25 protein-coding genes and 2 pseudogenes are annotated in these 24,023 nt (G+C 58.2%); 10 read left to right on the forward strand and 17 right to left on the reverse strand.

Going from position 1 to position 24,023, the window contains the following annotated elements; all coding sequences use genetic code 11:
- Positions 1-14: 14 nt before the first annotated feature.
- The 3 genes and pseudogenes from AC07X4_RS11930 to AC07X4_RS11940 form a co-directional block, all read left to right on the forward strand.
- Positions 15-473: pseudogene (locus AC07X4_RS11930) on the forward strand (TniQ family protein); the annotation flags it as partial.
- 84 nt (positions 474-557) lie between these two features.
- Positions 558-1,862: a hypothetical protein gene (locus tag AC07X4_RS11935; protein ID WP_233250702.1), complete on the forward strand. Its 1,305-nt coding sequence runs from the start codon at positions 558-560 to the stop codon at positions 1,860-1,862.
- 1,058 nt (positions 1,863-2,920) lie between these two features.
- Positions 2,921-3,487 (forward strand): Cap15 family cyclic dinucleotide receptor domain-containing protein, encoded by a 567-nt coding sequence (locus AC07X4_RS11940; RefSeq protein WP_156391408.1) that lies wholly within the window; start codon positions 2,921-2,923, stop codon positions 3,485-3,487.
- A 69-nt stretch (positions 3,488-3,556) separates the two neighbouring features.
- Here AC07X4_RS11940 and AC07X4_RS11945 read toward each other — a convergent pair whose 3' ends face one another.
- The 5 genes from AC07X4_RS11945 to AC07X4_RS11965 all read right to left on the reverse strand — a co-directional run bounded on the left by AC07X4_RS11945 (position 3,557) and on the right by AC07X4_RS11965 (position 8,437).
- A complete protein-coding gene (locus tag AC07X4_RS11945; protein ID WP_158276489.1) occupies positions 3,557-4,015 on the reverse strand; it encodes a Mov34/MPN/PAD-1 family protein in 459 nt (152 codons plus the stop codon).
- Positions 3,987-5,702, reverse strand: coding sequence for a ThiF family adenylyltransferase (locus AC07X4_RS11950; protein ID WP_056642852.1), 1,716 nt, complete (start codon positions 5,700-5,702; stop codon positions 3,987-3,989). The genes AC07X4_RS11945 and AC07X4_RS11950 overlap by 29 nt, the downstream gene beginning before the upstream one ends.
- 3 nt (positions 5,703-5,705) lie before the next feature.
- Positions 5,706-6,875, reverse strand: a complete 1,170-nt coding sequence (locus AC07X4_RS11955) for a CBASS cGAMP synthase (RefSeq protein WP_056642848.1) — start codon at positions 6,873-6,875, stop codon at positions 5,706-5,708.
- Positions 6,876-6,887: 12 nt separating this feature from the next.
- Complete coding sequence (locus AC07X4_RS11960; protein ID WP_056642845.1) at positions 6,888-7,892, reverse strand: CBASS cGAMP-activated phospholipase; 1,005 nt, start codon at positions 7,890-7,892, stop codon at positions 6,888-6,890.
- A gap of 215 nt (positions 7,893-8,107) precedes the next feature.
- On the reverse strand, positions 8,108-8,437 hold the full coding sequence (locus AC07X4_RS11965; protein WP_056642842.1) for a helix-turn-helix domain-containing protein: 330 nt from the start codon (positions 8,435-8,437) through the stop codon (positions 8,108-8,110).
- 392 nt (positions 8,438-8,829) lie between these two features.
- Here AC07X4_RS11965 and AC07X4_RS11970 point away from each other — a divergent pair, with 392 nt between their 5' ends.
- Positions 8,830-9,864, forward strand: coding sequence for an IS630 family transposase (locus AC07X4_RS11970; protein WP_056642839.1), 1,035 nt, complete (start codon positions 8,830-8,832; stop codon positions 9,862-9,864).
- Between the two features lie 212 nt (positions 9,865-10,076).
- Here the strand turns inward: AC07X4_RS11970 and AC07X4_RS11975 are convergent, their stop codons facing one another.
- The 6 genes from AC07X4_RS11975 to AC07X4_RS12000 form a co-directional block, all read right to left on the reverse strand.
- Positions 10,077-10,445 (reverse strand): HNH endonuclease, encoded by a 369-nt coding sequence (locus AC07X4_RS11975; protein WP_082564900.1) that lies wholly within the window; start codon positions 10,443-10,445, stop codon positions 10,077-10,079.
- A 188-nt stretch (positions 10,446-10,633) separates the two neighbouring features.
- Entirely contained in the window at positions 10,634-10,879 is a 246-nt protein-coding gene (locus AC07X4_RS11980) for an SOS response-associated peptidase family protein (RefSeq protein WP_199227788.1), read from the reverse strand.
- 22 nt (positions 10,880-10,901) lie between these two features.
- Complete coding sequence (locus tag AC07X4_RS11985) at positions 10,902-11,519, reverse strand: 5' nucleotidase, NT5C type (protein WP_020228492.1); 618 nt, start codon at positions 11,517-11,519, stop codon at positions 10,902-10,904.
- A gap of 82 nt (positions 11,520-11,601) precedes the next feature.
- The gene (gene lspA, locus AC07X4_RS11990; RefSeq protein ID WP_020228493.1) at positions 11,602-12,102 is read right to left on the reverse strand and encodes a signal peptidase II; all 501 of its coding nucleotides are present in this window, start codon (positions 12,100-12,102) and stop codon (positions 11,602-11,604) included.
- 113 nt (positions 12,103-12,215) lie between these two features.
- On the reverse strand, positions 12,216-12,530 hold the full coding sequence (locus AC07X4_RS11995) for a DUF3703 domain-containing protein (RefSeq protein WP_020228494.1): 315 nt from the start codon (positions 12,528-12,530) through the stop codon (positions 12,216-12,218).
- Positions 12,527-13,573, reverse strand: a complete 1,047-nt coding sequence (locus AC07X4_RS12000; protein WP_056642836.1) for a cation transporter — start codon at positions 13,571-13,573, stop codon at positions 12,527-12,529. Before AC07X4_RS12000 ends, AC07X4_RS11995 begins: the two co-directional genes overlap by 4 nt.
- A 76-nt stretch (positions 13,574-13,649) precedes the next feature.
- Between AC07X4_RS12000 and cadR the strand changes: the two genes are divergently transcribed.
- On the forward strand, positions 13,650-14,087 hold the full coding sequence (gene cadR, locus AC07X4_RS12005; RefSeq protein ID WP_020228496.1) for a Cd(II)/Pb(II)-responsive transcriptional regulator: 438 nt from the start codon (positions 13,650-13,652) through the stop codon (positions 14,085-14,087).
- A complete protein-coding gene (locus AC07X4_RS12010; RefSeq protein WP_082564899.1) occupies positions 14,059-14,766 on the forward strand; it encodes an SOS response-associated peptidase in 708 nt (235 codons plus the stop codon). The genes cadR and AC07X4_RS12010 overlap by 29 nt, the downstream gene beginning before the upstream one ends.
- Here the strand turns inward: AC07X4_RS12010 and AC07X4_RS12015 are convergent.
- From AC07X4_RS12015 to AC07X4_RS12025, 3 genes are all read right to left on the reverse strand, one after another.
- A complete protein-coding gene (locus AC07X4_RS12015) occupies positions 14,763-15,191 on the reverse strand; it encodes a hypothetical protein (protein ID WP_020228498.1) in 429 nt (142 codons plus the stop codon). The genes AC07X4_RS12010 and AC07X4_RS12015 overlap by 4 nt on opposite strands.
- On the reverse strand, positions 15,188-15,844 hold the full coding sequence (locus AC07X4_RS12020; RefSeq protein WP_108499779.1) for a site-specific integrase: 657 nt from the start codon (positions 15,842-15,844) through the stop codon (positions 15,188-15,190). Before AC07X4_RS12020 ends, AC07X4_RS12015 begins: the two co-directional genes overlap by 4 nt.
- A 233-nt stretch (positions 15,845-16,077) precedes the next feature.
- On the reverse strand, positions 16,078-16,320 hold the full coding sequence (locus AC07X4_RS12025) for a hypothetical protein (protein WP_056642833.1): 243 nt from the start codon (positions 16,318-16,320) through the stop codon (positions 16,078-16,080).
- A 119-nt stretch (positions 16,321-16,439) separates the two neighbouring features.
- Between AC07X4_RS12025 and AC07X4_RS12030 the strand changes: the two are divergent.
- Positions 16,440-17,114, forward strand: a pseudogene (locus tag AC07X4_RS12030) (DDE-type integrase/transposase/recombinase); the annotation flags it as partial.
- Between the two features lie 371 nt (positions 17,115-17,485).
- On the opposite strand, the gene AC07X4_RS12035 reads toward AC07X4_RS12030, so the two are convergent.
- The 3 genes from AC07X4_RS12035 to AC07X4_RS12045 all read right to left on the reverse strand — a co-directional run bounded on the left by AC07X4_RS12035 (position 17,486) and on the right by AC07X4_RS12045 (position 20,656).
- Positions 17,486-18,538 (reverse strand): MBL fold metallo-hydrolase, encoded by a 1,053-nt coding sequence (locus AC07X4_RS12035; protein ID WP_056642830.1) that lies wholly within the window; start codon positions 18,536-18,538, stop codon positions 17,486-17,488.
- A gap of 69 nt (positions 18,539-18,607) precedes the next feature.
- Positions 18,608-19,831, reverse strand: a complete 1,224-nt coding sequence (locus AC07X4_RS12040; protein WP_056642827.1) for a phenylacetate--CoA ligase family protein — start codon at positions 19,829-19,831, stop codon at positions 18,608-18,610.
- Between the two features lie 12 nt (positions 19,832-19,843).
- Positions 19,844-20,656, reverse strand: a complete 813-nt coding sequence (locus tag AC07X4_RS12045; protein WP_231940633.1) for an enoyl-CoA hydratase/isomerase family protein — start codon at positions 20,654-20,656, stop codon at positions 19,844-19,846.
- Positions 20,657-20,751: 95 nt separating this feature from the next.
- Between AC07X4_RS12045 and AC07X4_RS12050 the strand changes: the two genes are divergently transcribed.
- The 3 genes from AC07X4_RS12050 to AC07X4_RS12060 all read left to right on the forward strand — a co-directional run bounded on the left by AC07X4_RS12050 (position 20,752) and on the right by AC07X4_RS12060 (position 23,976).
- Positions 20,752-21,813, forward strand: a complete 1,062-nt coding sequence (locus tag AC07X4_RS12050) for a CaiB/BaiF CoA transferase family protein (RefSeq protein WP_231940634.1) — start codon at positions 20,752-20,754, stop codon at positions 21,811-21,813.
- Between the two features lie 129 nt (positions 21,814-21,942).
- Positions 21,943-23,181 carry a thiolase family protein gene (locus tag AC07X4_RS12055; protein WP_056642825.1) on the forward strand — a complete coding sequence of 413 codons (1,239 nt, stop codon included), beginning with the start codon at positions 21,943-21,945 and terminating at the stop codon, positions 23,179-23,181.
- 33 nt (positions 23,182-23,214) lie between these two features.
- Positions 23,215-23,976 (forward strand): SDR family NAD(P)-dependent oxidoreductase, encoded by a 762-nt coding sequence (locus tag AC07X4_RS12060; RefSeq protein ID WP_056642823.1) that lies wholly within the window; start codon positions 23,215-23,217, stop codon positions 23,974-23,976.
- Positions 23,977-24,023: the final 47 nt, after the last annotated feature.

The raw sequence follows: 24,023 nt of genomic DNA on the forward strand, positions 1-24,023 counted from the left end.
CTCTAAGCCCCTTCATGGTATTCCTGCCATACGTTCCCACCCCTTACCCAGACGAAGTTCTGTGCTCGGTTCTCACAAGATTTGTAGTTCACAATGGTGAGAGTGTTTTTCGAAAAATATCAAATTCTGTAGCCCACCTCAGTCCCAATCTTTCAATTTATCAGGCAAGCCCGCCTCATCCTGCAGTCGTAGCATTCATCACCGATCAAATGGGGCTACCAGGAAATGAAGTCACCGATAGGTTAACTACAAGTCAATTCTTTCGAGTATTCAACACGGCTCACAAGAGACCGCTGAACCTAGAGACAGCGGGGTATGGAACACGAAGTGGGAGACTTCGGTCCCTTGGATTCATTCCTTGCAATCACCAACCCGCTGTGCGTTTCTGTCCATCCTGTCTTGATGAGGACTTCAAAAAATACGGTGAGCCCTATCTTCATCGAATTCATCAGATGCAGCCCGCATTGACATGCACAGTTCATGAAGAATGGTTAAGAATTTCATGCCCCAAGTGCAAAATGCTTGTTGTGCCAATTAACAGAATGGTACTTCGACCTATGCCCATCGTCTGCGAATGCGGCGCGGATCTACGGTCATTGCCGGTCAGAAAATCGCCAGTAAGCAGTGCCTTCAAGCGATTGAGTAAATTTTGTGCGGATTCAATTTTTTCTAAAAATTCACTGTGGTCGCACGCTCAAGTCAAGTCCGCCGCCAGCGAAGCTCTTGGACTATCGCCGCATGACTTCTCCACAGGATATATCAAATCTCTTATCAAAGTTTACGGTAAGCCAATCAGCATTTCTCCTCACAAATTCGTTATCGCGCCGCCGAGCAGCGACTGCCATCTCAGACTCAATCTGGATTTGGGGAGGTTTAAAGCTGAGGACTTTGCATCCCTCTTCACTGCCGCTGGACTAACCTTCGACGAATCCGCACTATTAATTTCAAAAAATAGAACTGTCGGCATTCACATCAAGCAAAGGAGTCCGAAGTACGTCTACGGTTTGAAGCACGCCGAAGAAGTCCTCCTGAACTTTTCAAAAGCATACCCAGGCGAGGTGGCTACGAAATTCCAGAGATCTCACCCTCGACTCTACTGGCTCCTGAGGATCCATCATCCAGATTCGATTAAAAGATGGTGTCCAAAGTTGAAAACACTGCCGCCGATTGAGAGCGATAGAAAGAAGTTAGGTCGACTATTAAAAAAAAATGGAGATTTTAAAAAAATATTCGCCAGTGCATCGCGCCCCCTCTTTAGAGCAATTATAAGGGACCAGAACTGGCTGATAAGCACCGCAAAATTAAGCCCATCAGATTTTACAGCCCCCCCACTCAAACCGATCACCAAACTTACATCAGCAAAAATCCCTGCCTCCAAAAATTTGAGCACTCCCACCAACAGAAAAAAAGAACATAAAAATCCAAAAATAGATGACATTGAAAGAGACCTCGTATTCGCATTAATGAAGGCGATTCGCATAGAACGGCGCCCTCATAAGATCACCAGATCAAGACTTTCTCAACTATCATCAAGAGGAGTTTCTTCAATTACCAGAGCAACCCCACCCGGCAGTAGGCTGCACACGATGATAAGCAAAATCAACGCCGACAAAGATCGTAGATTGGCACTGTGGGCAGCACAAGCGTTAGCTCTTGCAGAGACAAATATGACGCCTACAACAGTTCTGCTAGCGGCAGGGCTCAACACGACTTCCCGTAACAGGGAACACGCGCGCTCTGCAATCGATTTGCTTTCAAGCGGATTAAGTCGTCAAGCAATTCGTGAATCTTTTAACACAGACCCAGAGCAGATAGCCCGATTACACCGCCTCAACCGAGTCGACTTAAAACCTCTGAATTAATACAAGCGACATCTTCTAGTCAAATATCGCGAATAATCATCTGACTAAAATCCTTCAACTGCTCTGCGGAGGCGGCTTGCCGCCGATGCTGATATTCCGCCCCCGACGAACCCGACCTCCTCAGCGCCTAGAACTTCGAGGGGGCCACGACGGCATTTACAGCACCATCAAACACATAAATTATGACGACAGGGCGTAATTCACTCGTCGGCTGAACCTAAAAAGTGAGACATCAATTAAGTGATGCAGCAAAAGTGACTAAATTGACGATTACCCACAGGACCAACCGTTTTAAAAGCAATTGTCTTAGTGGCCATACAGGAGGCATGTGACGGCAGAGGTATATTGCTGCGGAAGCTAGATGCACTTGACCACAAAGTACACTGCAAGGTGACCATGCGTTCCGTGTCTACTTGACCAGACCAGGGTATGGTGCCGGTTAAAGTTGCTGGGTATAAAAATGGTTCCTGTGCTCCGGCCAACATCAGATCTACCACGAGATGTGGCGTAAGCCTACTGGCGTTCGCTACGAGCATGCGGGAGATACTGGCGGACAATACGCCACGCAACTCGTGCCCACCCAATCACATGATTTCTAAGCCCCCAGAGTCCATGGAGCCTAAAACTAAGCTCAAGGCGCTCCTCCATAGGATTCATACCCAGGTTGACACAACGTTCTCTGGACTGGGGGTCATTGTGTGGGATGGCGTGTCTACGATACCAATCCTCCCTATGCGAAGTGAACAGCCAAGGGGCATCCATGACAAAACCACATTTGAAGTCTTGATGAATATCTCGCGGGAGGGGAGCCCTTTTCACGATGGATTTCACGTCGTTGACACAGCTCTTGCGCTCATCCAGGTGTCAGTCTATTTTTCACCCGCGATTTCCGCGCAAGTGGAGACTCCTGCGAACGGACTGAGGTTCGGTGGGCGCTACCTTGCAGCTGCCTTCGGGTCTTGCCTTGAGGGCGTGATTTGCACGGGAGTTGTGTCGAAGCAATATGGCCCGATAGTTTTTGAGCACGGAAAGGTGGCGTGATGTTTAGCCTTCTTCCGATGACAAAAGTGATTTCGATGCTAGCTGGACTGTATGCGCTGCTGGCTTTTCTTGTGGCGCTTGGAATGGAACGGCTAGGTATTGAGGTCAGCTTCCTTCGCGTGTTTAGCGGTGCGGTAGTGATCGATCTCGGACTACTGTTCTTCGTCTACGTTGGTTGGCGCTGGATATGGGAAAAAGTGCCCCGTCTCAATCAATGGCTCTATCCCGATCTCAACGGAACCTGGGCTGCATCCATTGACTGGGTAAAGGATGGAAAAACTGGTCTTGCACTGGGTACCGTGTCGATCAAACAGAATTTTTTCACGCTTTCTATTGAGATGGATGCCCCACGATCTGAGTCGCGCACCATAGCGCTTTCAGTCAAGAAAGATCCGGAATCCGCGCGGCCCTTGCTCCACTACATCTACGAGGTGAGGGAAAAGTATCAATCGCCCGGGCAGAACATGGTTTACCAGGGAGCCGCGTCTTTGGTCGTCGATGTCGCCACCTATGATCGCCTCAGCGGCAACTATTTCACCAGTCGTGAATCCGGCGGTCATTTCGAGTTCCGACGCACGCTGTAAAAACGATCACCAATATGGAGCCGTTTGGAGGGGGGCAATCTTTGATTGGTCGGCGATTTGAATTGAGGCCTACATGTCGGAGACGCATGTCAATTCTGCCCCCATACCGACTCCGCACCAGTTAGAAACTCGGCCGACGATCAAGAAGACCATCGGTTTAGAAACCCCCTGCGCGATGTCCTGCCAGTGCTTGAGGTCGACGCCTGATGGCAAGGGGGCGTCTTCAGGGTGCGTGTGCCATTCGCCGACGTAGTCTATTGTCTCGCCGCTTTCTTTCCAACGACGCCGCGACACCCGCTGGTGATGTGTGGCATGACGGAAGAATCCGAAACGCCGCTGAACATCTGCCGCCGTCGGGAAGGTAGCTTCTGTCACGTGGGTGTGGGGGCCGCGGCGGTAGCCCATCAGAATGCCGCCAGCCTCGGGTGCGGACGCCGTCAGCTGCCTGAGGCCCAATAGCCGCTCCAATAATTGCGGCTCAATGAGCAGCATCGCGCCATTACGGCCGAATGGCAGTGGCTTGAGCATCACGAGGCCCGCAAGCGGGGCAGGCAGCCAATCGAGAGACGTCCTGATTTTTGACGCCGTAGACGTTCGCATTGGCCATCGCGCTGGTTCGGAATCGCGGGCTTGCCCGTCCGTATTGAAGCCAGTCGACTACAACTTCCAAGCACAGCGCCGCCGCAGCCATCGGTGCGCTGACCGCGTACGGCGTGAAGCCATTGCAGCCCAGTTGTTTGCGCGTGGGCAGCTCTTTCAGGACCGGGAAGCGCTCCTGCCGATAGTGATTGTGCTCAGCCTGCAACAGGCATCGGAAGCATCCGAGGCGGCGCCCCTCTGCCCAGAAAGTCTGGACGCATTCCCCGTTCCCCCGGATCCGTACGTGGAGCACCGGTACTTCAGTGCCTTTGTCCAGGCGCATGGCGTTGATCATCTCGCTCACAATCTCCTCGCCAGTTGCATCAATCACCAGATCCGCATCGAAGAGGTCTGGGAGTCCCTTGACACTGCGGACGCGGGCCCGGATTTTTGCGAATGGGAACTGTCGCTTGAGCTCTTCGGCCAATGCTTCGGCTTTGCTCTTGAAGAGCGCAGGGTAGCCCAGCACATGCCGGCCAAGGTTCTCCGGCTTCATGTCATCGTAGTCCACAAGGTCCAGACATCCTGCACCCGTGCCGGCGCCCAGCCGCACGAGACCCGGTGCAACATGCGAGCCGATGGCACCGCAGCCGACTACGGTGATCTTCTTTCCTTTCAGGTCGGGGAACGTCAGATTGCGGCTGTGGACGAAGTCCGGGCCGAACTCGGTGATCGCCAGCCTACTGATCTTGCTCGTTCCCCCTCTCGTGTGGAGAAATTGGCGATAGAGCCTAGGCTTCCTGGCAGCGCCAAGCCGATGTAGCGGATCCAGATCAAAACCGAACCCTAGCCACCCCAGCGGTGTGTGGATGGCGAACGTTGCGATGGAGTACTTGAGATACTGTGTCTCGCGTTCGAGCACGCGTTGAAGTTGCTGGTACAGCCGGTGATCCCATGCCTGGAGCCACGCGAATAGCTCTTTGATGGTCGCCGGGATTGCTTTCGGTACCGCAGGCCGCGTCTGAGTTGCGAACAGCCAGCACGGACACTTCGTCTCTTTGGGAGGCTGGGCCCCTAACGCCAAGGCAAGCGCTTCGACTTCCTCCTTGTTGTCGGCGACAACGGCGTGCGAAGCACCTGCAATGTCCAAGAACCAGTAGTTCGACGACTGGGTCGTTCGGTCAACGTTCCCGATCAGCACCGAATAGACGGCGGAGGATTCGCCGTGCGACCAGTGCTGCAGGAATTCGTCCTGGATGTCGTCGTGCCTGAAATCAGGGTCATGCCGGATGCGATCCAGCACGAGTTGCGCCTGGTCCAGGCACTGCGCAATCGATTCTGCCGGATCGAACCGGTCCAACACCACTGCGCCAGAGGCAAAGTAGCACAGACCTCCCGATGCATACACGTGCGGCGATAGGGGCGGCAGGACATCGAGGTGATCGAGGATCCTGATCGAGGGGTAGGTCAGAAAGTCCCAGTCGGTGACGCTGAGCCTGACCTTGATCGGCCCGCCCTTACACGGAAGTGCTCCATCGAATGACCGCGTGCCTCGCCGATAGCCGCTGGGCGTGAAGCCGCGCGACCTCAGCAGCCGGAGCGCCTCGCCAAGGAGCGATGCCGCAGCCTCCGGCATTGCTCAGCCTGCGCTTGTCGAATTCACTACTGGGCGAGATACCCGATCTGCGCCGACCAGCCGGACGACGTCGTCGCCGCTGTCCGGCTCAACCAGGTCCGTCCGGTAGGGCACGCGGCTGCCCAACTGTGCTCGGAGGATATCGATCGCGTCACCGGCCAAGTGCGATGCTTTCATTCTGGCTGCCTGGATCTGGGAAGCCAGTGTTGCAGCAAGGGTCGATGCGTGTTGGCGGCCATTGGCATCCAGGCGCTTGTTGAAATCTTCCTTGCCTTCTGCGATAGCGGGCTCGTGCACGTTGCCCTTCAGCGCGATCGACAACGCCCGTGCGGATCTCTCAAGCGCCACGTCGTCGCGCCCACGCTTGGGTTCGAAGGCTTGCGCCACGGCGATCATGATGCACACTGAAGTGGGGCCGTCGCCGGCCTTCCAGTGCAGGTCACGCCAGGCCTTCAGGTAACGGCACACGCGCTGCAGTTGCTCGGTGTGCTCCTCGACACGGTCAAGGAACCACCGAGATACCTCTTCGGGGTCCGACGGTTTCCATTCGCCCGAGCGCGTCGCCATCATGATGTCGACCATGTCCTCCCACTGCTGCAGGGTGAAATCCTCTTCTGCAAATTCTGCGGCGAGCGCTTCACGTGCGTCCGATTTCGCGGCCGCATCGAACACGCGTTTCTCGACGATTTGCGCAAACTGTGCTTCCGGCGCCGCGTACAACGGGATATCGATATGCGCCCAGGCATTTATCTGCACCCGAATGCATGTGTCCTTGCCGCTGTACAGCTTCCAGCCCTTTTCTTTGCAAAGATCCTTCAAGAGGCCTTCGACCAGTTTGAAGTAGAGCTGGGCCATGGCGTGCGGAGGCCCACTTTCCTCCCACACAGACACTGGCAGGTAGACACCGAAGTCCCAGTCCATTTCCTGGGGCGGATGCCAGGCTGGCTGCACGCAGGTTTGGTACGACCACGAGCCTTGTGTCCGGAAACGCGGGGTGACGGCCTTGTCCATGCCCAGCGCCTTGATCGTCGCTTCTCGGATTCGTGGCCTCAAGTGATCGCGGATCTCGTTCTTGGCTTCAACCAGCACCCGGCGCTGGTCCTTGGTAGGTTCGATACTGTTGATGAACACTTCTTCGGCAGTAGCGAAGAGCAGGCGGTTGAGTTTGAGCATGTTTCTTGGGCCTCAGGTGCGTGCGTTCTCGCCGTGGAAGAAGATCGGTTTGGAGGGCGAATGCTCCAAAAAGGTTTGGAATTCCGGCTTGCTGATGCAAACTTTGGAGCGTTGGGTAGCTGCGCTCAGCAGAACTTCGCGGGCGTTTTTGTCTGCAATGTCCAATGCAACAGCACGGGCACGTTCGTCGTGAAGTTCGTCGTCTACATGGCAGTAGTGTTTTCCCAGGCGGTGCGTCAGCATGAAATCGCTCAAGACCTCCTGCGCCGAAATGGAGAGGCCGAAGAGACGCCGGGACATCTTGATCGGCCACCCGCCGCCCCAGTCTCGGACCCCACCTTGCCGGTCTTGTCTGGGGTCCACAGTGAAGCGCGACGACATCGTGCCGACCGCCATCAGGCGGACGTTGTCGATGTCCTGGCCGAAGAACTTGTGGGCCTCATGCAAACCAAGGAGCCCGGGGGCATTGGCGTATAAGCCGCCATCGACATACTGGCTGTTGTTGAAGCAGTGTCTTGGGAAGTACGCCGGGGCTGCGCTGGTGGCCATCGCGACGTCTACGATGGTGAAATGGCGATCCCGCTTGAAATCGACATGATGCGGCGTCTTGAAAACTACCGGTTCACCGGTAGAGTAATTCAGACTCGGGATGATGACAGGGTGTTTGCATGCACCCAAGAGCCGGTCGCCAAATAGCTTGGAGTCAGACAGTAGCTTCTTCAGCGGCTCCGGTGAATAAGGCGACCGCCAGAATCCGAAGAGTGACCAGCGCTTGTCGAAAATCTCCTCCCCGTGGTCGACAAACAGGTCTACGATATCTTGCGCCGGAATCTCAAGGGCAAGTGCCAACGCCAGGATCCCACCGATTGAAGTACCTGTGATCAGATCGAAACGCGATGCAAGCGGCGCTTCGATCTCTTTCTCGACATCCGCTATGACTTTTGCGGTGTACAGCCCTCGGAAGCCTCCACCAGAGAGGGCGAGAATCTGAAAGGGCTTGCGCACATTGTGGGGCATTGGGGATAACTGGTTGTTTCTAGCACTCCGCGATGGCGAGTGCTATGAAACACTATATATGGGTATCAACCAGTGTCAATACACTACCAGTAGCGCAGTATAAACATACAGCCTGCTTTTAAATACAGCTTAATTGCGCCTTGGCTGATCGCTTTCTGCCGCGCTGCGCCACTGGCGTCTACCCTCCCCAAGGTACACATCCAGCGCGCGGTATTTCATCGGCCCTCCTTCACTTCCGAATTCTGGTCACCCACGATTCCAATGGATGGCGCTCCCAGCTGCCGTTCCAGCGGACTCAGCAAGGTGCGCTCCCCCCCTTTGGATTCGAACGATGCAGCAGCCGTCTTGGGCATCAGAACCAGCTCAAGGCCCAGCTCGGACGCCAGCGCCATGGCATTGCTGATGCGCGGGGAGACTTTGCCATCGAGGATCTGCCGCACGGCCAGTGGCGTGAGCCCCGTGTTGGTTGCCAGCGCCGCCAGGGTCACCCCCTGCTCTTGCTTGGCGGCTGACAGTGCAGCAGCGAACTGACCAACGGTTTTCATAAGTAAACTAAAGAAAAAACAACGAATCTTTAGATAAGTATAGCCATCTATCGCTCGCGATGAATACTAGACTATAGAATGAGCCCTAAAAATTCAGTTAACTATAGATTCTGTAAAGCGATGCATTACGACGCCGTCCTCATCCCCATGGACAAGCCCCGTATCCAGCTCCTGGAGCCTTGTATTGCAACGCCCGAGCCTTGAATGGAATCCAGCCCAGGCTGTACTTGCTGGACTGAGGTTGCCCCTGAAAACTGGAGTTTTTACCTCAGCCCGATGCAGTACGAGCAGCGCTGGTACGAGGCACAGCGTAAAAAGGCCGCGTGAACCGTGGGTTATTGACCAGGCCTTTGTGCATTTGAAATTATCTGTACCGCCCTCAACTCAGATTCATGCAAGCAACCGACATGAGATCGCTGAGCCGCGAAGCGCGGCACGAGCGCCGCGTGCAGGTCATCCGACTGCGTAAAGCCGGTAATACCTACGACGAGATTGCAGCGCTCACGGGTCTGAGCCGCACGGGCGTCTTCAACATCTGCAGGCGCCATGCGGCACACGGCGCCAAGGCTCTGCACGACACCATTGGCGGACGCAAGTTCGGAGAAAACCGCTTGCTCGATGCCGACCAGGAGGCCCTGGTGCGAAAGCTCATTGCCGACAAGACGCCAGATCAGCTCAAGATGCCCTATGCGCTGTGGACCCGCGCGGCAGTGGCCCAACTCATTGAGCAGCGCTTTGGCATCCGGCTGCAAGTGCGCACCATGGGCAAGTACCTGGCCCGCTGGGGCTTCACACCACAAAAGCCTATGAAGAAGGCTTACGAGCAGTCGCCAGCGGCGGTCAAGAAATGGCTCGATGAGGACTACCCGGTCATCGCCGCACGCGCCAAGGCTGAAGGAGCCGAGATTCACTGGGGCGACGAGAGCGGGCTGCGCAGCGACGACGTGCGCGGCAGGAGCTTCGCGCCCAAGGGCCAGACACCGGTGGTGCGGGTCAACAACAAGCGCCATGGCCTGTCGGTGATCTCCACCGTGACCAACAAGGGCCAGATGCGCTGGAGCAGCTTTGACGGGGCGCTCAACACCACGATTCTGATCGACTTCCTGCGCCGACTGATCAAGGGCCAGAGCAGGAAGCTGTTCCTGATCCTGGACAACCTGCGGGTGCACCACGCCAAGCCGGTCAAGGCCAGGCTGGCAGAGCACGCTGACGCCATCGAGGTGTTCTACCTACCGAGCTACAGCCCGGAGTTGAACCCCGATGAGATGGCCAATGCAGACATCAAACAGGCGGTGACCAAGCTGGCCCCGGCGCGCACGAAGATGCAGTTGGTGAAGGCCACGGCCAAACACTTGCGCAGCGTGCAACGTCAGCCCGAGCGCATTCGAAAGTACTTCGACCACGCCCCGGTTCGCTACGCTGCTTGAGTCAAGTTCACAGGGGGCGGATCAATAAGAGCTACACGAAACAGGGGCAAGGTCAGTTCTGTCATGTGCGCCAGCCAGATCTCGCGAACAAGCGTCCAGGGAAGTAGTTGGATTCACCTGGTGACTGGTGCAGCCAGCTAGCAGTTGCTGATGGCCTTGATTTGGATCGCCGCAATCAGCCTGAAACTGAATAAGCAATTCTGGGTTAATTTTCACCGGCTATGGTTTGCGTGTAAATCAACAACTAGCCTGCCTGCTGGGTGCCAGCACCCCTTTTTCATCAAGCTTTGCACGCGCTGCCGATATCTCAATGAATCTGGCGCTTTCTCCTCACGTCCCCTGTGCCGACGGGAATTGCACCACCAGCAGGCGGCGACGATGTTGGGCGCTACATCGCGGCCTTGCTGTTGGCGCGCAGTGAGATGCTCTGCAGTGCACCGAAGGAACTTACGCCACCGTGTGGGCGCGCTTGATTGCGAAAGTTCAGGAAGCGTGGGCTCAATCATTTTTAGCCCGCAGTAAAAGCAGCAGCCCTGTTGGGCGATCGCGGACTGGATACGGAGTTTGGCCAGCTTGTTCATTTGGCAGCAGGGGTAGTGTTGAAGCTACTCCCGTTGCCGATATCCGGACAGGTCGGGCGCCGGGGCATCGCACCACTCGGCTATGCGCCAGGTAACCCGGACGCGGCCGGGTTCGCGTTAGCCCGGACAACCAATAATTTATATCGCTGCGTCCAGTCGGCGCAAGTACCGGCTGTTGCACGCATGCGTCATGCTGACTCAACAGGTAACTCGACTTGCTGCGCCGGATCCTTCGCCCTGTGCACAAACAGCTCCACCGGTGGCACCTTGATCAGCGACTCTGCCCGTTCGATGGTGCCGTGCAGCCAAGTGTCCCAGTCCCCCTTTTCCAGCGGAACCACCGTACGTTTGTCCTGCATGTCCGGCGCGCGCTTGGGGTCAGGCCTGTGCATCAGGTTGAGCACCGGCACTTCATCGCAGTTCTGCGAGATCATGGTTTCTCAACAGCAGTAACTGTTACCGGCACTTATCACCAGCGCGCTGCGACCACCAATTCGCAAACGCAAGAAGGTCGGCGTGATGCGAATCCGTGTGTACCAACAGGTCGCCCGCGTTGGGCGACCCGGTAATCCCACGCAAAATCAATGCGCGATGGATCGCGGCATCGACGCCCACGAAGTACGGCAAGTAGTCGTCGACGAAGGCGATCGGCTTTAGGGAGTTGAGCGTGTCGGCCTTAGGGCTCGCGGCCGTTGCCACGTTGTCGGTGGCGTGGACCAGGTGAATCGGGAATCCGTGCAGTCTCAGGTTGTGCTCGCGAGCTGCCCTGAATTCCGCAGGCAAGGCCGTGACGCATACCAGTTCGTAGCCCGCCGCGGCGAGCTTGTGGCACGCCTCAATCGCTCCTGGAACCGGCGGGATCGATGACCAGAACTCGTTGTCGAAGGCCCGCCGAAGCAGATCAAGCCTATCCCCTTCAACTCGCTCCACTTCCCATCTGTCGATGGGCCAGTAGGCGAGCGGATCGCGCTCGCCAGGGTACGTGCCGAACGCCTTCTGCCAAGCGCTGGCATAGGCCAAGCCGTAGTCCAGGAGGACTCCGTCAGCGTCAAGCGCGATGATTCCTTTGGTCATCAGGAAGTTTCGCACAGCAGAGCACGCCTGCACGCGCGGGTTGGGGGGCTCCCTTGTTGTCGGGACTGCTAAGCGGCAACAGTTACGTGTGCCTTCGAGAGGATGTGTTTGCCTCGCGGTGCCCCAGAACTGACGATGCAATGAGACCAACGGCGCCACCAACGATGGCCATGTCGGCGATGTTGAATGCCGGCCAGTGCCAGCCGTGCAGGTGGAAGTCCAGATAGTCAATCACGGACCCGCGCACAGCCCGGTCGAAGGCATTGCCCAGGGCGCCGCCCAGGATGAGGCTATAAGCCAAGCCCTCGAGGCTGCGCACCGGCTTGGCGAGCAGCCAAGCGAGCCAGGCCGACGCGCCCAGGGCGATGGCCAGGAAGAACCAGCGTTGCCATCCGCCGGTGCCGGCCAGGAAGCTGAAGGCCGCGCCGGGGTTCAGTACGTGGACCAGGCTGAAGAACGGTGCGACCTCGCGCGACCAGCCGAGCAGGGTGGTCAGATGAATCCAGGTCTTGGCAGTCTGGTCTGCGGCAAAGACTACAAGCGCAAGGCAATACCAGCGAGCTGGTCGGTTGACATACTTCATCGTTCTTGTTGGTTAGACCAGATCGCAGGGCCGTGGTTGGATTCAGCGCGTTGCCGCACCGTGCTCGGCCGTGAGTGCTATTGACGCGGACAGAATTTCAGCGAGTTCCGGTCTCACAGCATTGGCGCGAAGGCACTGACCGTGGCCCGGCCAGGGTTGCCAAGCGGCAGCCTGCCCGAGAGGTGGCCAAGCGGCACCAGCAGGATCCTAAACAGCTGGCCCGCGGCTTCCCGCACGTCACGCTCACGCGCGGCCAGGGCCAGCATGTACCAATGACTCCGCAGATGAAGCCAGAAGCGCTCTTGGCCAAGCACGTGCGCGGCCTCCAGGACCTTCCACCGGTCAGGTCCTCGGGATCTCGCCCGCTCCACGAGGTGAGCAAATGCTGCCCCGCGCTGCCGATCGTCTATGGCTGTCAGGTTCGTCATTTGAGACTCAGGATGCGCCGGGCACCGTTCAAGACGATCAGACCCACCACGGTGCCGATGACCAGATCAGGGTAGTTGGATCCGGTCATGGCCACCAGGAAGCCAGCCAGGATCACGCCCGCATTGGCGATCACGTCGTTGGCCGAGAAGATGTAGCTTGCCTTCATGTGCGCACCGGCATCCCGCTTCTTGGATATCAAGACCAGGCAGATGACGTTGGCGATCAGGGCCACCAGGCCCATCCCCATCATCAGGCCCGAGACAGGTTCGCTCCCGGCGATGAAGCGTCGAACGACCTCGCTGAGTGCCATGAGCGCAAGCGCCAGTTGCAACCAGCCCGCCGTGTGAGCCGCACGCGTCTTAAGGGCAGCTGCTCGGCCGACGGCAAACAGGGACAGCCCATACACCGCAGCGTCGGCGAACATGTCGAGCGAGTCGGCGATGAGCCCGGTCGATTGAGCGATGAAGCCCATCACGATCTCGATCACGAACATGGCCGCATTGATCGAGAGCAGTATCCATAGCAGCCTGGCCTCGGCCGCATTGTCAGGCGGGTCGATTTCATCGTCGTCACCCATGACCGCGTCCGATTCCAGCAGCTTGGCGCCCAGACCCAACGGCTCCAGGCGTTGCAGGACCTGCGCCACCGGAGCGCCATGCACTGCGGTCAGCTTGCGGTTGGCCAAGTCGAAGGACAGGGATTTCACCCCGGGAACGTCTTGCAGGGCCAACTTGATCATGTTCTCTTCCGATGGGCAATCCATCTTCGGGACATGGAAGGTGCTCTTGAAGCTGCCGGCGGCGCTATCGTCTACCGCGGCCGAATGCACCAGCTTCGCGCCCAAGCCCAGCGGTTCGAGACGCTGCAACACCTCGGCGACCGGCGCGCGATGCACGGCCACCAGCTTTCGGCCCGGCAGGTCGAAGGTGAGCGACTGCACGCCTTCGACGCTTTGCAAGGCCATCTTGATCATGTTCTCCTCGGACGGGCAATCCATCTTCGGAACGGCAAAGGTACTTTCGAATTTTGTGGTGGCGCTCATGGGTATTCCTCGGACTGCATAATTGGAAACCCTCTAGCAACTACAAAGTCAAGCCCGCTGCAAGGGCGGCTCATCCATGAAGATCGGCGACCTGGCCAAGGCCACCAATACGCTTCCCGAAACGGTCCGCTTCTACGAGCGCGAGGGACTGCTGCCGTCCCCCGCCCGGACCGAGGGGAACTACCGCAGCTACACGGCTGAGCACGCCCAGCGGCTCGCCTTCATTCGGCACTGCCGCAGCCTGGACATGACGCTGGCTGAGATCCGCACGCTGCTGCACTTCAAAGACGCTCCTTCCGAGAATTGCGGCGTCGTGGATGAGCTGATTGCAAGTCACATCGAGCAGGTCGTGGTCCGCATCCGGGAGCTGAAGGCGTTGGAAGCCGAATTGCGCTCACTGCACCGCAGCTGCTCGGTTGGCCGTGCCGCGGTCAACTGCGGCATCCTGGGTGGACTTGAGCGCGCGGCCAAGCAGAATTCAAAGAATGTGCGCTCGTTACCACTCGGTTCTTGACGCAGCGCGGCTGCGCGAATTCTTTCGAGCCATCCGCGACAGCGGCTTGGATGTTCTCGATCGAGATGTCTTTCCAGGACGCTTTGCGCCCATCGTGAGGCGCCCGCCCGAGCTCGAATCGGGCGACGAGGCGGTTCCTGAGCGCGAGGCCGTTGTCGCGCGGTTCGGCCTGATCCCTTTCTGGGCCACCGATATGCGCAAGGTGAAGCTGACGTACAACGCCCGCTCCGAAACAGTTGCCACCGCGAGGCCGTTCCAGGCCGCTTGGAAGAAGGCCCAGCACTGCATTGTCCCGGCTGAGGCCATCTACGAGCCAGACTGGCGCTCGAACGTGCACGTGCCCACACGTATCAGCGCGGCCGACGGCAGCCCCTTGGCGATCGCCGGGCTATGGAACACTTGGCATTCGCCTGCAGGAGAGCGCGTTCATACCTTCACGCTCATGACGGTCAACGCCGACTCCCATCCCGTCATGTGCAACTATCACCGCCCAGGCGAAGAGAAGCGTATGGTCGTCCTGCTGGACGAATCCCAGTACGACGCCTGGCTGGACGCGCCCGCCGAAGGCTCGATGGACTTCATGCAGGCTTGTCCGCCTGAGCGCCTGGCAGCCACCGGCGAGCCGGTCGAGCGAGCGCCGGCTAAGGCCGTTCCTCAAACAGCTTCCCTATTCGACTAGCGTGTCGGTGCCCCGGGCACGAAGCTCACGACCTTCGCGTGGCCGGTCGCATGCAGAATCCTGACCTCCTGCCGCAGCGCTTCGTTCACCGAGGCCATGGCCTGAAGCTGCTTGCGCAGGTCCAAGTTCTCGGCGCGCAAATCACGGGCAGTCTCCTGTTCGCGTTTGAGCGCCGCCTTGAGGCTGTCCTCGCTTGCGCCGGGCTCTCGGCCGCTCAGGCGGCGAACCTCCTTCGCGACATCCGGGTAGCGGTTGTGAATCAACGCTGGAGTGACGCCGACCTCGACCGCTAGGGCTGTGATCGTCGGAACGGCCTCGGCACGCTGCAGGCGTGCCAGAGCCTCCCACAGATCGGCGGTCGTTGTGTCTCGATTGCGCCCGCGAACCTCTTCGGGCGCCTGGCGTCGGTCCCATCTGGCTTTCATAGCGGTTCGATCCCCGGCCCCAGCTGCTTCAAGACGTCTTCGACCCGGTGGAGGTCTCGTTGCACGCGCTGGACCGCTGCCGGTCCCAACTCGCGGGCCTCCACTTGGAGCTCCAGTTGGTGGGCGTGTATTGCCTGCCACGCGATCCGCTGGGAACTGTCGATCACAGAGTCATTGCAGGCGCCGCACCGCCACGGCTCATACAGACCGGCCCCGCCACAGCCATCATCCTGGGCCAAGCAGTACGAATGGCCGGTGCTGCGGATATTGATCCAATCGGCCGTCTCCTCGATGAGAGTTTCGCGGCTAGGGAAGTCGTGGGCCCGCATGCTCACGATTCGCTGGCCGGCGCGCCCCGCCAGGGGCGTATCCGCGTGGAGCCAGCCTTCGATCAGCTCGACTTTTCGGGCACTGATCTCCGTGAACAGGTCTTCAAACAGCGCGTCATCTTGCATAGGGTTCGCCGCATACAGCTGCGTCATCTCGATGCTCGAGTGTTTGAACTGCTCCTTGAGGAAGAGGACATTTCCCAGGCGATGCCGCACGAAGGTCCAGGCGTACGCCCGGCGCAGTTGGTGAGGCGAGAGGCGCCAATCAACGCCGGCGTAGGCGGCAAAGCCTTTCATCCGGCCGGCCCAATGCAGGCCGGACACGGTCCGGATCTGCGGTGTCGGGCCTGAATTGCTCAGGAACGTTTGCCCAGTCGATGCGCTTGCTGCTGGGGGTCAGGTTCGACTGCTCGAAGTAGGGCCACAGCTCCCACACGTCGTCGCGGTAACGGCTCAGGACTTGGGTGGCGCCGGCCGGGCCCGGCGCAGAGCTGACGACCAGGTCAGCTGGCGCGCCGTCAGGGGCGGTTGCCGGGGCCATCGATGGTTGTGCGTGGCTAGGCAAGTGCGCCTCCCGAGATGCGGTACCGACTCCAGAATTTCAGAGGCTTGCTGCGGGCGGCCTCTCTGGACTGGGTCACCAGTTCCTCATCGAATTTGTCCATGGTGAACAGGTCAATTTGAGTGCGTATGAGCGTGAAGTATTCAGCCCATTCGCGGGACCTCGTGTTCCTGCTCTCGGCTTCCAGGAACCAGTAGAAGCTGAAGAGGCGGTGCAGGTCTTCACTGGTGCCGACCACGGTGTAGCTGCGACAGCTGAAGCAGCTCAAGAAATACGAGCAGCGCTGGTACGAGGCACAGCGTAAAAAGGCCGCGTGAATCGTGGGTTAAGAACTACACGAAACAGGGGCAAGGTCACTCGGGCCTGGACCGGTGCCTGCGCCGCCATGGGGCGGGCAACCTCAACGCCCTCAAGCCCCAGGAGCCACAGCCTGTGCACAAGGCGTTCAAGAGCTACGAGCCTGGCTATGTGCACATGGACGTGAAGTACCTGCCCCAGATGCAGGACGAATCGCAACGGCGCTACCTGTTTGTGGCCATCGACCGGGCCACGCGATGGGTGTTCGTACAACTCAAGGCCAACAAGACAGCCGCCAGTGCACGGGCCTTTCTGAGGGCATTGCACAAGGCCTGTCCGATCAGGATCACCAAGCTGCTGACCGACAACGGCAAGGAGTTCACGGACCGCCTGTTTGCCAGCAGGGAGCGCGAGCCCAGCGGCAACCATGAGTTCGACCAGTTGTGCCAAGAACTGAGTATCGAACACCGGTTGACCAAGCCCAGAACACCGAGAACCAATGGCATGGTCGAACGATTCAATGGCCGCATTGCCGATGTGCTCAAGACCCACCGGTTCAACAGCCGCGAGGACATGGAGCAGACCTTGCTGCGCTATGTGGTTTTGTACAACCACCAGCTGCCGCAGTCAGCACTCAAGAGCAAGACGCCGATGCAAGCCATGAAGGATTGGTATCAGGAGCACCCGCACCTGTTCCACAAGCGACCCTATGATCGTCCGGGATGCGACACATAGCAGTTTATGTTGGTTGCATCACAGCCCATTCATCCGATTCAAGATGGGTTGGCCGGACGCATACAGTTGATGGAGATGCGGTCTCCGAACTGAATGGTAAATCGGGTCAGGGCAGCTTTCCAATCCCGGATGGGCATGGTGAACCGCCCCGGGGCGGTTCACACCCACCGGGCTACTCATAACGGCGCACTGTGCATAACGACTCAAAACGGTCGCTCAAACGAATAAAAATTCAGGGGACTTCTCGGTCAGATTTCCGCAGATTGCCGCCGAAACACCGTTGCACCTGCCAATGGGCTTCGGTTCGAGGCTCGACGGCGTCTAGATCAACCGGGTCGATTCACCATAGAGCGTAGGGCGGCACTTCAATGTCAATATCTTGTTGAGTGCCACGCGACCCCGTTTTCGTCCATCGTGACTTCTATGGTGGCCTGTGCGATGAGAAAGTTTATGCAAGCAACTGCCTCACCTGTTGCCAGGCTCAGTTGCTGCGCATCCTGTTCTCCGATGGAGCGATGAAAGAGTGCAGCGAACGTATCGATGATCCGTTGAGGCCCGGTAGTCAATGTCTGACGTAACCGATTCAGTGCACTATTTTGGCCTGACCTGAGCGAGTCAAGGCGTTCATGCAGTCCATAAAAGGGCTCGTTGTGAGAGGGGAGTACCAACACATCGTTGGGAACATCCCTCATTAGTTTGTCGAGCCCTTCGTACCACTCCTTCAGCGGATTGGCCTGTGGCTCGCTGGCGAACACCGAAACATTCGACGAAATCTTCGGTAGCACCTGGTCGCCGGAGATCAGCAGTTTCAAGTCGGGGCAGTACAGAGAGGCATGTTCTGGTGAGTGGCCGCCGGTGGTGATGATCCGCCAGCCATATTTACCCAACTGGACGTGGTCGCCGTCCTGCAACCGTCGGTAGCTGTCAGGCAGAGCGTGGATATGTTTACCAAAGCTGCCGAAGCGACTGCGGTAGCTTTCAATGGCTGCCTCCGACCAGCCGGCGCATCTATTGAAGAGCACGCCGTCGGGCGGGGCTTCGCGGTTCGTGTCGGCATGCATCACGCGGCAGGTCAGGTACTCCAGCCGGCTCATGTGCAGCGGCACACCAAAGCGACGCGTGAACCAACCAGCCAAGCCGATGTGGTCTGGGTGCATGTGTGTGGCGAAAACGCCTTGGAGTGGCCGTGCCAGCGGCCCGTGCGCCATGAGGGCCAGCCAGTCGGCCACGGTGTCGGGGTTATTCAGGCCGGTATCTACCAGCACCCAGCCATCATGGGTATCTATGGCCCATACATTGATGTGGTCGAGTCGGAATGGCATCGACAGTCGGATCCAGCGTACGCCCGGGGCGATCTCGACCCAGTGTCGTGACGATGGTGGCTTGAATGGATAAATAAGTGGATTGGCTGCGAGTTCAATCATTGCTATCGTTTCATGAGGTAAGCGACGGTATAGCCACTAGGTGCATCAGACCAATGGCTTTTTAGAATTTCACTGCTTGTTGTCAACCAGCAAGGGTGCGTCAATGGGCATATCTTCTTGGATTACCCACTCGACTGAGTCGAGCCTCAGGCGGGTCAATTGCCTGAACACTTCGATCAAATCGCTTTGCGTGGCGTAGTGAGAAGCCCCTGGCGTTAGCACCGCGCGCAAGGTTGCAGTTTCCCGATGCTGCTTTTTTTCAACGATGATCTGGGCACGTTCTATAGCCGGGATCCGGATGATCAGCTCTTCCACGTTGCGTGGATAGATGAAAATTTCGCGTACTTTGACACCTTGGCCCACTCGGCCTTGCAACAAACTGATTCGTTCGACGAGACCATCCGGGGAATGGGCCAGCGCTTGCGCCACATCGCCTGTGCCAAAGCGGACCAGAGGCCAACCGCTGTCCAGCGTGGTGACCACTATCTGGCCGGGTTCGCCCGGCGGAAGGGGTGCGCCGGTGTGCGGGTCGCAGATCTGGACGAGCCGGTCAGGCTGGACCGTGTAGCCCAGTTGTCCTAGTTCCTCGTAAGCAATCAGCCCGAAGTCGCCGGTGGCATAAGCCGAGAACGTGCGGATTGCGTATTTCTGCTCCAATGCGCGGCGCTTGCCCATCCAGTCACCCAGTTCGCCGCCCAGCATTGCGGAGCGGACCTTCCATTGAGAAGGCAGGTCGTAGCCCATGCGCTCAAGCGTTTCGACCAAGGTCACGAAGAAGGAGGTGGAGGAGCAAATGCAGGTGATGCCCAGTTCCATGATGAGCTGCGCTTGTTGCTCGGCGCCGCCGGGCCCGCAGGGAATGAGCGTCGCCCCGGTGGCAGCAATGCCCGCATCTAGCAATAGGCCGGCTGGAACAAGATGGTAGGACCAGGTGTTGAGTACACGGTCACCGGGGCCGATTCCCGCCTGCCTGAACACATGCGAGAAGCCCTTGCCAGTGTCTTCGTCGAAAGAATGGGGTTCATAGACGGGGCCTGGGGAGACATAAATGCGGCGGATAGATGTGTCGTCGGCAGCGAGAAACCCACCGAATGGCGGTGACTGGCGCTGCTTATCAAGCAGTGAATCCTTACTTGTGACGGCGAGCCGTGCAAGGTCGGCAGGGCCTTGGAGATCCTGCGGCGTCATCATTGCAAGCTGATAGACCGCGCGGATGGCCGGGGCGCGGTCGTAGGCGAATTGCTGCGAAGCACGCAGTAGTCTGAATCGATCGGTGGTGGGTAACGTATGCATGGCGTTGCCGTCCTAGTGGCCCGTGAAGCGCGGGGTGCGTTTTTCGTTGAATGCGGCCAGGCCTTCGTGGAGATCGGCGCTGTGGGAATGCACTTCAGAGGCCAGAAGCTCCAATCGCAGGGCGGTGTCTAGAGGCTGTTGCAAACCATCGTCGACCAGCGTTTTCATGCGGCGCAGGCCAAGGGGGCTCTTCGTGGCAATTTTGTCGGCCACGGCTTGTGCAACGCTTTCGAGCTGGTCGTCGTCCACCACTTGGTTGACGAGGCCCGCTTCCACAAGATCTGCCGCGTCCACGAAGTCACCCGTGAAGAGAAGGTACTTGGCGCGTGTGGGGCCAATGACCCGCGGCAGGCGCACCGACCCCCCCCCTCCGGGGATCAGGCCGTAGTTGGCATGTGCGTCGCCAATTTTGGCGCTCCTTGCCGCCAGCACTAGATCACAGCACAGCACCAGTTCGAGCCCGCCCGCCAGAGTTATGCCGTTCAGGGCGGCGATCACGGGTTTTGGAAAGCGGTCAATCCGGTTCATGGTGGACAGTACGCTGTCCAGAAAGCCACTGGTGCCACTTTCGCCCGCTTGCGTCTTGACGTACTTGAGGTCGGCGCCCGCGCAGAAGGCCCGTCCAGTGCCCGTCAATACGACGGATATCACGTCTCCGCGGCTCTGTGCTTCGTTGAGTGCGTGGTCTATTCCCCGAAGCACCGCCGGGGTCAGCGAGTTCATTGCATCAGGTCGGTTCAGGCGAATCCACATGGTGCCTTTTCGTACGTCTGTAATCACAACCGGTGTCGACATCAGGGGTTCCTTGCTGGCTTGCGTGTTCATGGATCGATTCTGCTTTTGCCTCTGTTTTGAGGGACATGGGGTTTTCCATTACCCATAGGTTAAAAATTCTACCCTAAAGTAAAACAATTAAACAAATGGAGTTCTTCATGCGAAGTAAGAGCAGCCCGCTCATGTTCCCGCTATCGGGTATCAAGATCGTCGAGTTCGAGGGGATCGGCCCAGGGCCCTTAGCTGGGTTCATGTTGATGCAGATGGGCGCTGACGTTACTGTGGTCGGGCGGCCAGGTGCGAGCGCATTGCCTGATGAGCTCACTCCGAAGGACGGGGCGCTCTTGTCGCGCGGCAAACGACGCGTCACATTGAATCTCAAGAACGACGAGGACAAGGCGCGGGCGCTGGACATGGTCGCGCAAAGCGACGGGTTGATTGAGGGCAACCGCCCGGGTGTGATGGAGCGCCTGGGTTTGGGTCCCGATGTATGTGGTGAATACAACCCGCGGCTTGTGTATGGGCGCATGACGGGCTGGGGGCAGGATGGGCCGCTGGCTCAGGCCGCCGGGCACGACATGAACTATGTCGCTCTCACTGGGCTCATGTCGATCACCGAGCAACCGGGACACCCTCCCATGCTTCCACCCACAGTGGTTGGGGATGCTGCCGGCGCCCTCGGGTTTGCATTTGGCATGGTGTCGGCGTTGCTAGGCGCGCGGGATAAGGGCCAGGGCTGCGTGGTTGACGGCGCCATCATTGATGTGTTGGCAATGCTGTCGCCGCTCGTGCAACTGATTCGTCAAGGTGGCGGATTGGAAGGCAGCGAACCCAGTGTCTTCCATGACTCACCCTTCTACGACCGCTATCTGTGCAGCGATGGGCGATACATCACGGTCGGTGCAATCGAGCCACAGTTCTATGCATTGCTGTTGACGCAATTGCAGCTGACGGATGTCGACCCCGCACGGCAAATGGACAAGACTTTGTGGCCGTCTCTCAAGGCGCGGATTGCGCAGCGCTTTGCTTCCCAACCTAGTACGTACTGGAATGCACTGATGGAAGGCACTGACAGTTGCTTTGCGCCGGTGCTCACCATGGCCGAAGCCGCCGCTCATCCCCACAACGTGGCTCGTGGTTTGTACAGCGTGACTGAGCAGGGCGATATTGAGACTGCGCGGGGCATGCGATTCCTGCCGCTTTGCTGAGCCGCGAATGTGATACCAAGGGTAATCCCTGGCAAGCAGTTGAGAATTTTACTGTACAGTAAAAACATCTTACGCAAAGTAATTTATTTGACTTTCATGGATCAAGAAGATCCGCCACGGAGAAATGCGATGGAAGATATCTATGTGGTTGGTGTGGGGATGACGCCATTCGGACGGCATCTGGACAAAGACATCAAGGCGCTCACACGCGAGGCCACGGCGGCTGCTTTGGCGGACGCGGGATTGGAAAAAGAAGACTTGGAAGCGGCCTTTTTTGGGAACACTTCCCAGGGGCATATGGATGGCCAGCACATGATTCGTGGGCAAATTGCGCTGCGGGCCATGGGGATTGGGCGCATTCCGGTGGTGAACGTCGAAAACGCTTGTGCAAGCGGCTCGTCGGCGTTCGTTCTAGCCTGCAATCACCTCAAGTCGGGTGCTGGCGATGTCGCTTTGGCTGTTGGTGCAGAGAAGATGTTCTCATCCGACAAGCTCAAGATGTTCTCGGTGTTTGACAGTGCCTGGGATCTCTCGCGTGCAGAAGAGATTCGTGGGGAGTTGATGAAGATGGGGCGCGACGTGGCGGTGCCCGAGGGGAGTACCTCACCCAGGCCGTACAGCGTTTTCATGGACGTGTATGCGGCGTTTGCACGATCGCACATGCGCACTTTCGGGACGACGCAGCGCCAGTTAGCCGCCGTTTCATCCAAGAACCACGCGCACTCCATGCACAACCCGCTGTCGCAGTACCGGATGGCTTACAGCATCGAAGAGGTGCTCGCCGCGCCGCCGATCACCTACCCATTGACTCTGCCCATGTGCTCCCCGGTGTCTGATGGCGCAGCAGCAGCCATCATTTGCACACGCTCGGCGCTTATGCGCTTGAACATCGATGAAAAGCGTGCCATCAAGGTGTTGGCGGCAGTAGTGCAAAGCGGTTCCGACCGGAGCGAAGACGACTACACCAACCACTGCACAGCACTGGCTTCGCGCAGGGCATATGAACTGGCAGGTGTTGGCCCAGCAGATATCTCGGTGGCCGAGGTGCACGATGCCACGGCCATGGGTGAAATCATTCAGACAGAAAACCTCGGTTTCTGTGAGTTCGGCATGGGCGGTGTGATTGCCGAGCGGGGTGATACCCGGATTGGTGGCCGCATTCCCGTTAATCCGTCCGGCGGCCTGGAGTCTAAGGGGCACCCTGTTGGGGCCACCGGTATTGCCCAAGTCCATGAGTTGGTAACTCAGCTTCGCGGGGAAGCCGGACTGCGGCAGGTGACTGACGCAAGGATTGCGCTGGCAGAAAACGGTGGCGGTCTTGAGGGCATTGAAGAAGCTGTTGCCTGTATCACCATCTTGGCGCGCTGAGCGCTGCACTCAATAAGAGACAAGAGAAACAGTATGGATGTCAAAAATACCATTGCCTTCGTCACAGGAGCTGCTTCAGGCCTGGGGCTCGCCACTTGCAAGGCATTGCTTGCGGCCGGAGCGAGCGTCATGGCGGTTGATCTGGACGAAGAGCGCCTTGCGAGCGAGGTGCTGCCGATGGGCGAGCGCGTGCGAATCCAGAAGGTTGATGTTTCGGACGAGGCCAGTGTGAAGGCTGGCGTAGACGCGGCAGTGGCGGAATTTGGTGCGCTGCATGTGGCGGTAAATTGCGCGGGAATTCTGGGTCCCTGCAAGACGCTTTCAAAGGGCGAGTTATTCCCGATGGATCTTTGGAACCGGGTGATCGCCATCAACCTGACCGGGACATTCAACGTGGTGCGCTATGCGTCGTTGGCCATGTCGCAGAACGAGCCCAATGTCGACGGTGAACGGGGGGTCATCGTGAACACGTCATCTGGTGCTGCGTGGCAGGGTCAAGTGGGCCAGGCCGCATATAGCGCCAGCAAAGCGGCGGTCATTGGAATGACGCTTCCGGTGGCGCGGGATCTTGCGCAACACGGAATCCGAGTGGTGGCCGTGGCGCCTGGTCTGTTTGAGACCGCCATGTCTGCAGGCATGCCAACGAAGGTGTCGCAAAACATTATTGACAACGTCATCCTCTTTCCTCATCGCATGGGGCAGGCACAAGAGTTCGGTGGACTGGTTCGGCACGTTGTGGAAAACGCCTATTTGAATGCCACCACGATCAGCCTGGATGCGGGTGTCCGTTGTTAGTCGTGGTCCATTGATCGCTGCGAGCATTCCCGCAAATGGATGCGTAG

The organism is Acidovorax sp. GW460-11-11-14-LB4 (assembly GCF_059423685.1).

Bases quoted from the DNA above. Each gene is read 5' to 3' on its own strand.
- AC07X4_RS11940 (WP_156391408.1), top strand. From the start codon at position 2,921: ATGACAAAAGTGATTTCGATGCTAGCTGGACTGTATGCGCTGCTGGCT.
- AC07X4_RS11975 (WP_082564900.1), bottom strand. From the start codon at position 10,445: ATGAACAAGCTGGCCAAACTCCGTATCCAGTCCGCGATCGCCCAACAG.
- AC07X4_RS11970 (WP_056642839.1), top strand. From the start codon at position 8,830: ATGCAAGCAACCGACATGAGATCGCTGAGCCGCGAAGCGCGGCACGAG.
- AC07X4_RS11955 (WP_056642848.1), bottom strand. From the start codon at position 6,875: ATGCTCAAACTCAACCGCCTGCTCTTCGCTACTGCCGAAGAAGTGTTC.
- AC07X4_RS12035 (WP_056642830.1), bottom strand. From the start codon at position 18,538: ATGATTGAACTCGCAGCCAATCCACTTATTTATCCATTCAAGCCACCA.
- AC07X4_RS12060 (WP_056642823.1), top strand. From the start codon at position 23,215: ATGGATGTCAAAAATACCATTGCCTTCGTCACAGGAGCTGCTTCAGGC.
- AC07X4_RS11985 (WP_020228492.1), bottom strand. From the start codon at position 11,519: ATGACCAAAGGAATCATCGCGCTTGACGCTGACGGAGTCCTCCTGGAC.
- AC07X4_RS12015 (WP_020228498.1), bottom strand. From the start codon at position 15,191: ATGAAAGCCAGATGGGACCGACGCCAGGCGCCCGAAGAGGTTCGCGGG.
- AC07X4_RS12050 (WP_231940634.1), top strand. From the start codon at position 20,752: ATGGAGTTCTTCATGCGAAGTAAGAGCAGCCCGCTCATGTTCCCGCTA.
- cadR (WP_020228496.1), top strand. From the start codon at position 13,650: ATGAAGATCGGCGACCTGGCCAAGGCCACCAATACGCTTCCCGAAACG.
- AC07X4_RS11935 (WP_233250702.1), top strand. From the start codon at position 558: ATGCCCATCGTCTGCGAATGCGGCGCGGATCTACGGTCATTGCCGGTC.
- AC07X4_RS12045 (WP_231940633.1), bottom strand. From the start codon at position 20,656: ATGAACACGCAAGCCAGCAAGGAACCCCTGATGTCGACACCGGTTGTG.
- AC07X4_RS11965 (WP_056642842.1), bottom strand. From the start codon at position 8,437: ATGAAAACCGTTGGTCAGTTCGCTGCTGCACTGTCAGCCGCCAAGCAA.
- AC07X4_RS11950 (WP_056642852.1), bottom strand. From the start codon at position 5,702: ATGCCGGAGGCTGCGGCATCGCTCCTTGGCGAGGCGCTCCGGCTGCTG.
- AC07X4_RS12040 (WP_056642827.1), bottom strand. From the start codon at position 19,831: ATGCATACGTTACCCACCACCGATCGATTCAGACTACTGCGTGCTTCG.
- AC07X4_RS11945 (WP_158276489.1), bottom strand. From the start codon at position 4,015: ATGCTCAAGCCACTGCCATTCGGCCGTAATGGCGCGATGCTGCTCATT.
- AC07X4_RS12010 (WP_082564899.1), top strand. From the start codon at position 14,059: ATGTGCGCTCGTTACCACTCGGTTCTTGACGCAGCGCGGCTGCGCGAA.
- AC07X4_RS12000 (WP_056642836.1), bottom strand. From the start codon at position 13,573: ATGAGCGCCACCACAAAATTCGAAAGTACCTTTGCCGTTCCGAAGATG.
- AC07X4_RS12055 (WP_056642825.1), top strand. From the start codon at position 21,943: ATGGAAGATATCTATGTGGTTGGTGTGGGGATGACGCCATTCGGACGG.
- AC07X4_RS11960 (WP_056642845.1), bottom strand. From the start codon at position 7,892: ATGCCCCACAATGTGCGCAAGCCCTTTCAGATTCTCGCCCTCTCTGGT.
- lspA (WP_020228493.1), bottom strand. From the start codon at position 12,102: ATGAAGTATGTCAACCGACCAGCTCGCTGGTATTGCCTTGCGCTTGTA.
- AC07X4_RS11980 (WP_199227788.1), bottom strand. From the start codon at position 10,879: ATGATCTCGCAGAACTGCGATGAAGTGCCGGTGCTCAACCTGATGCAC.
- AC07X4_RS11995 (WP_020228494.1), bottom strand. From the start codon at position 12,530: ATGACGAACCTGACAGCCATAGACGATCGGCAGCGCGGGGCAGCATTT.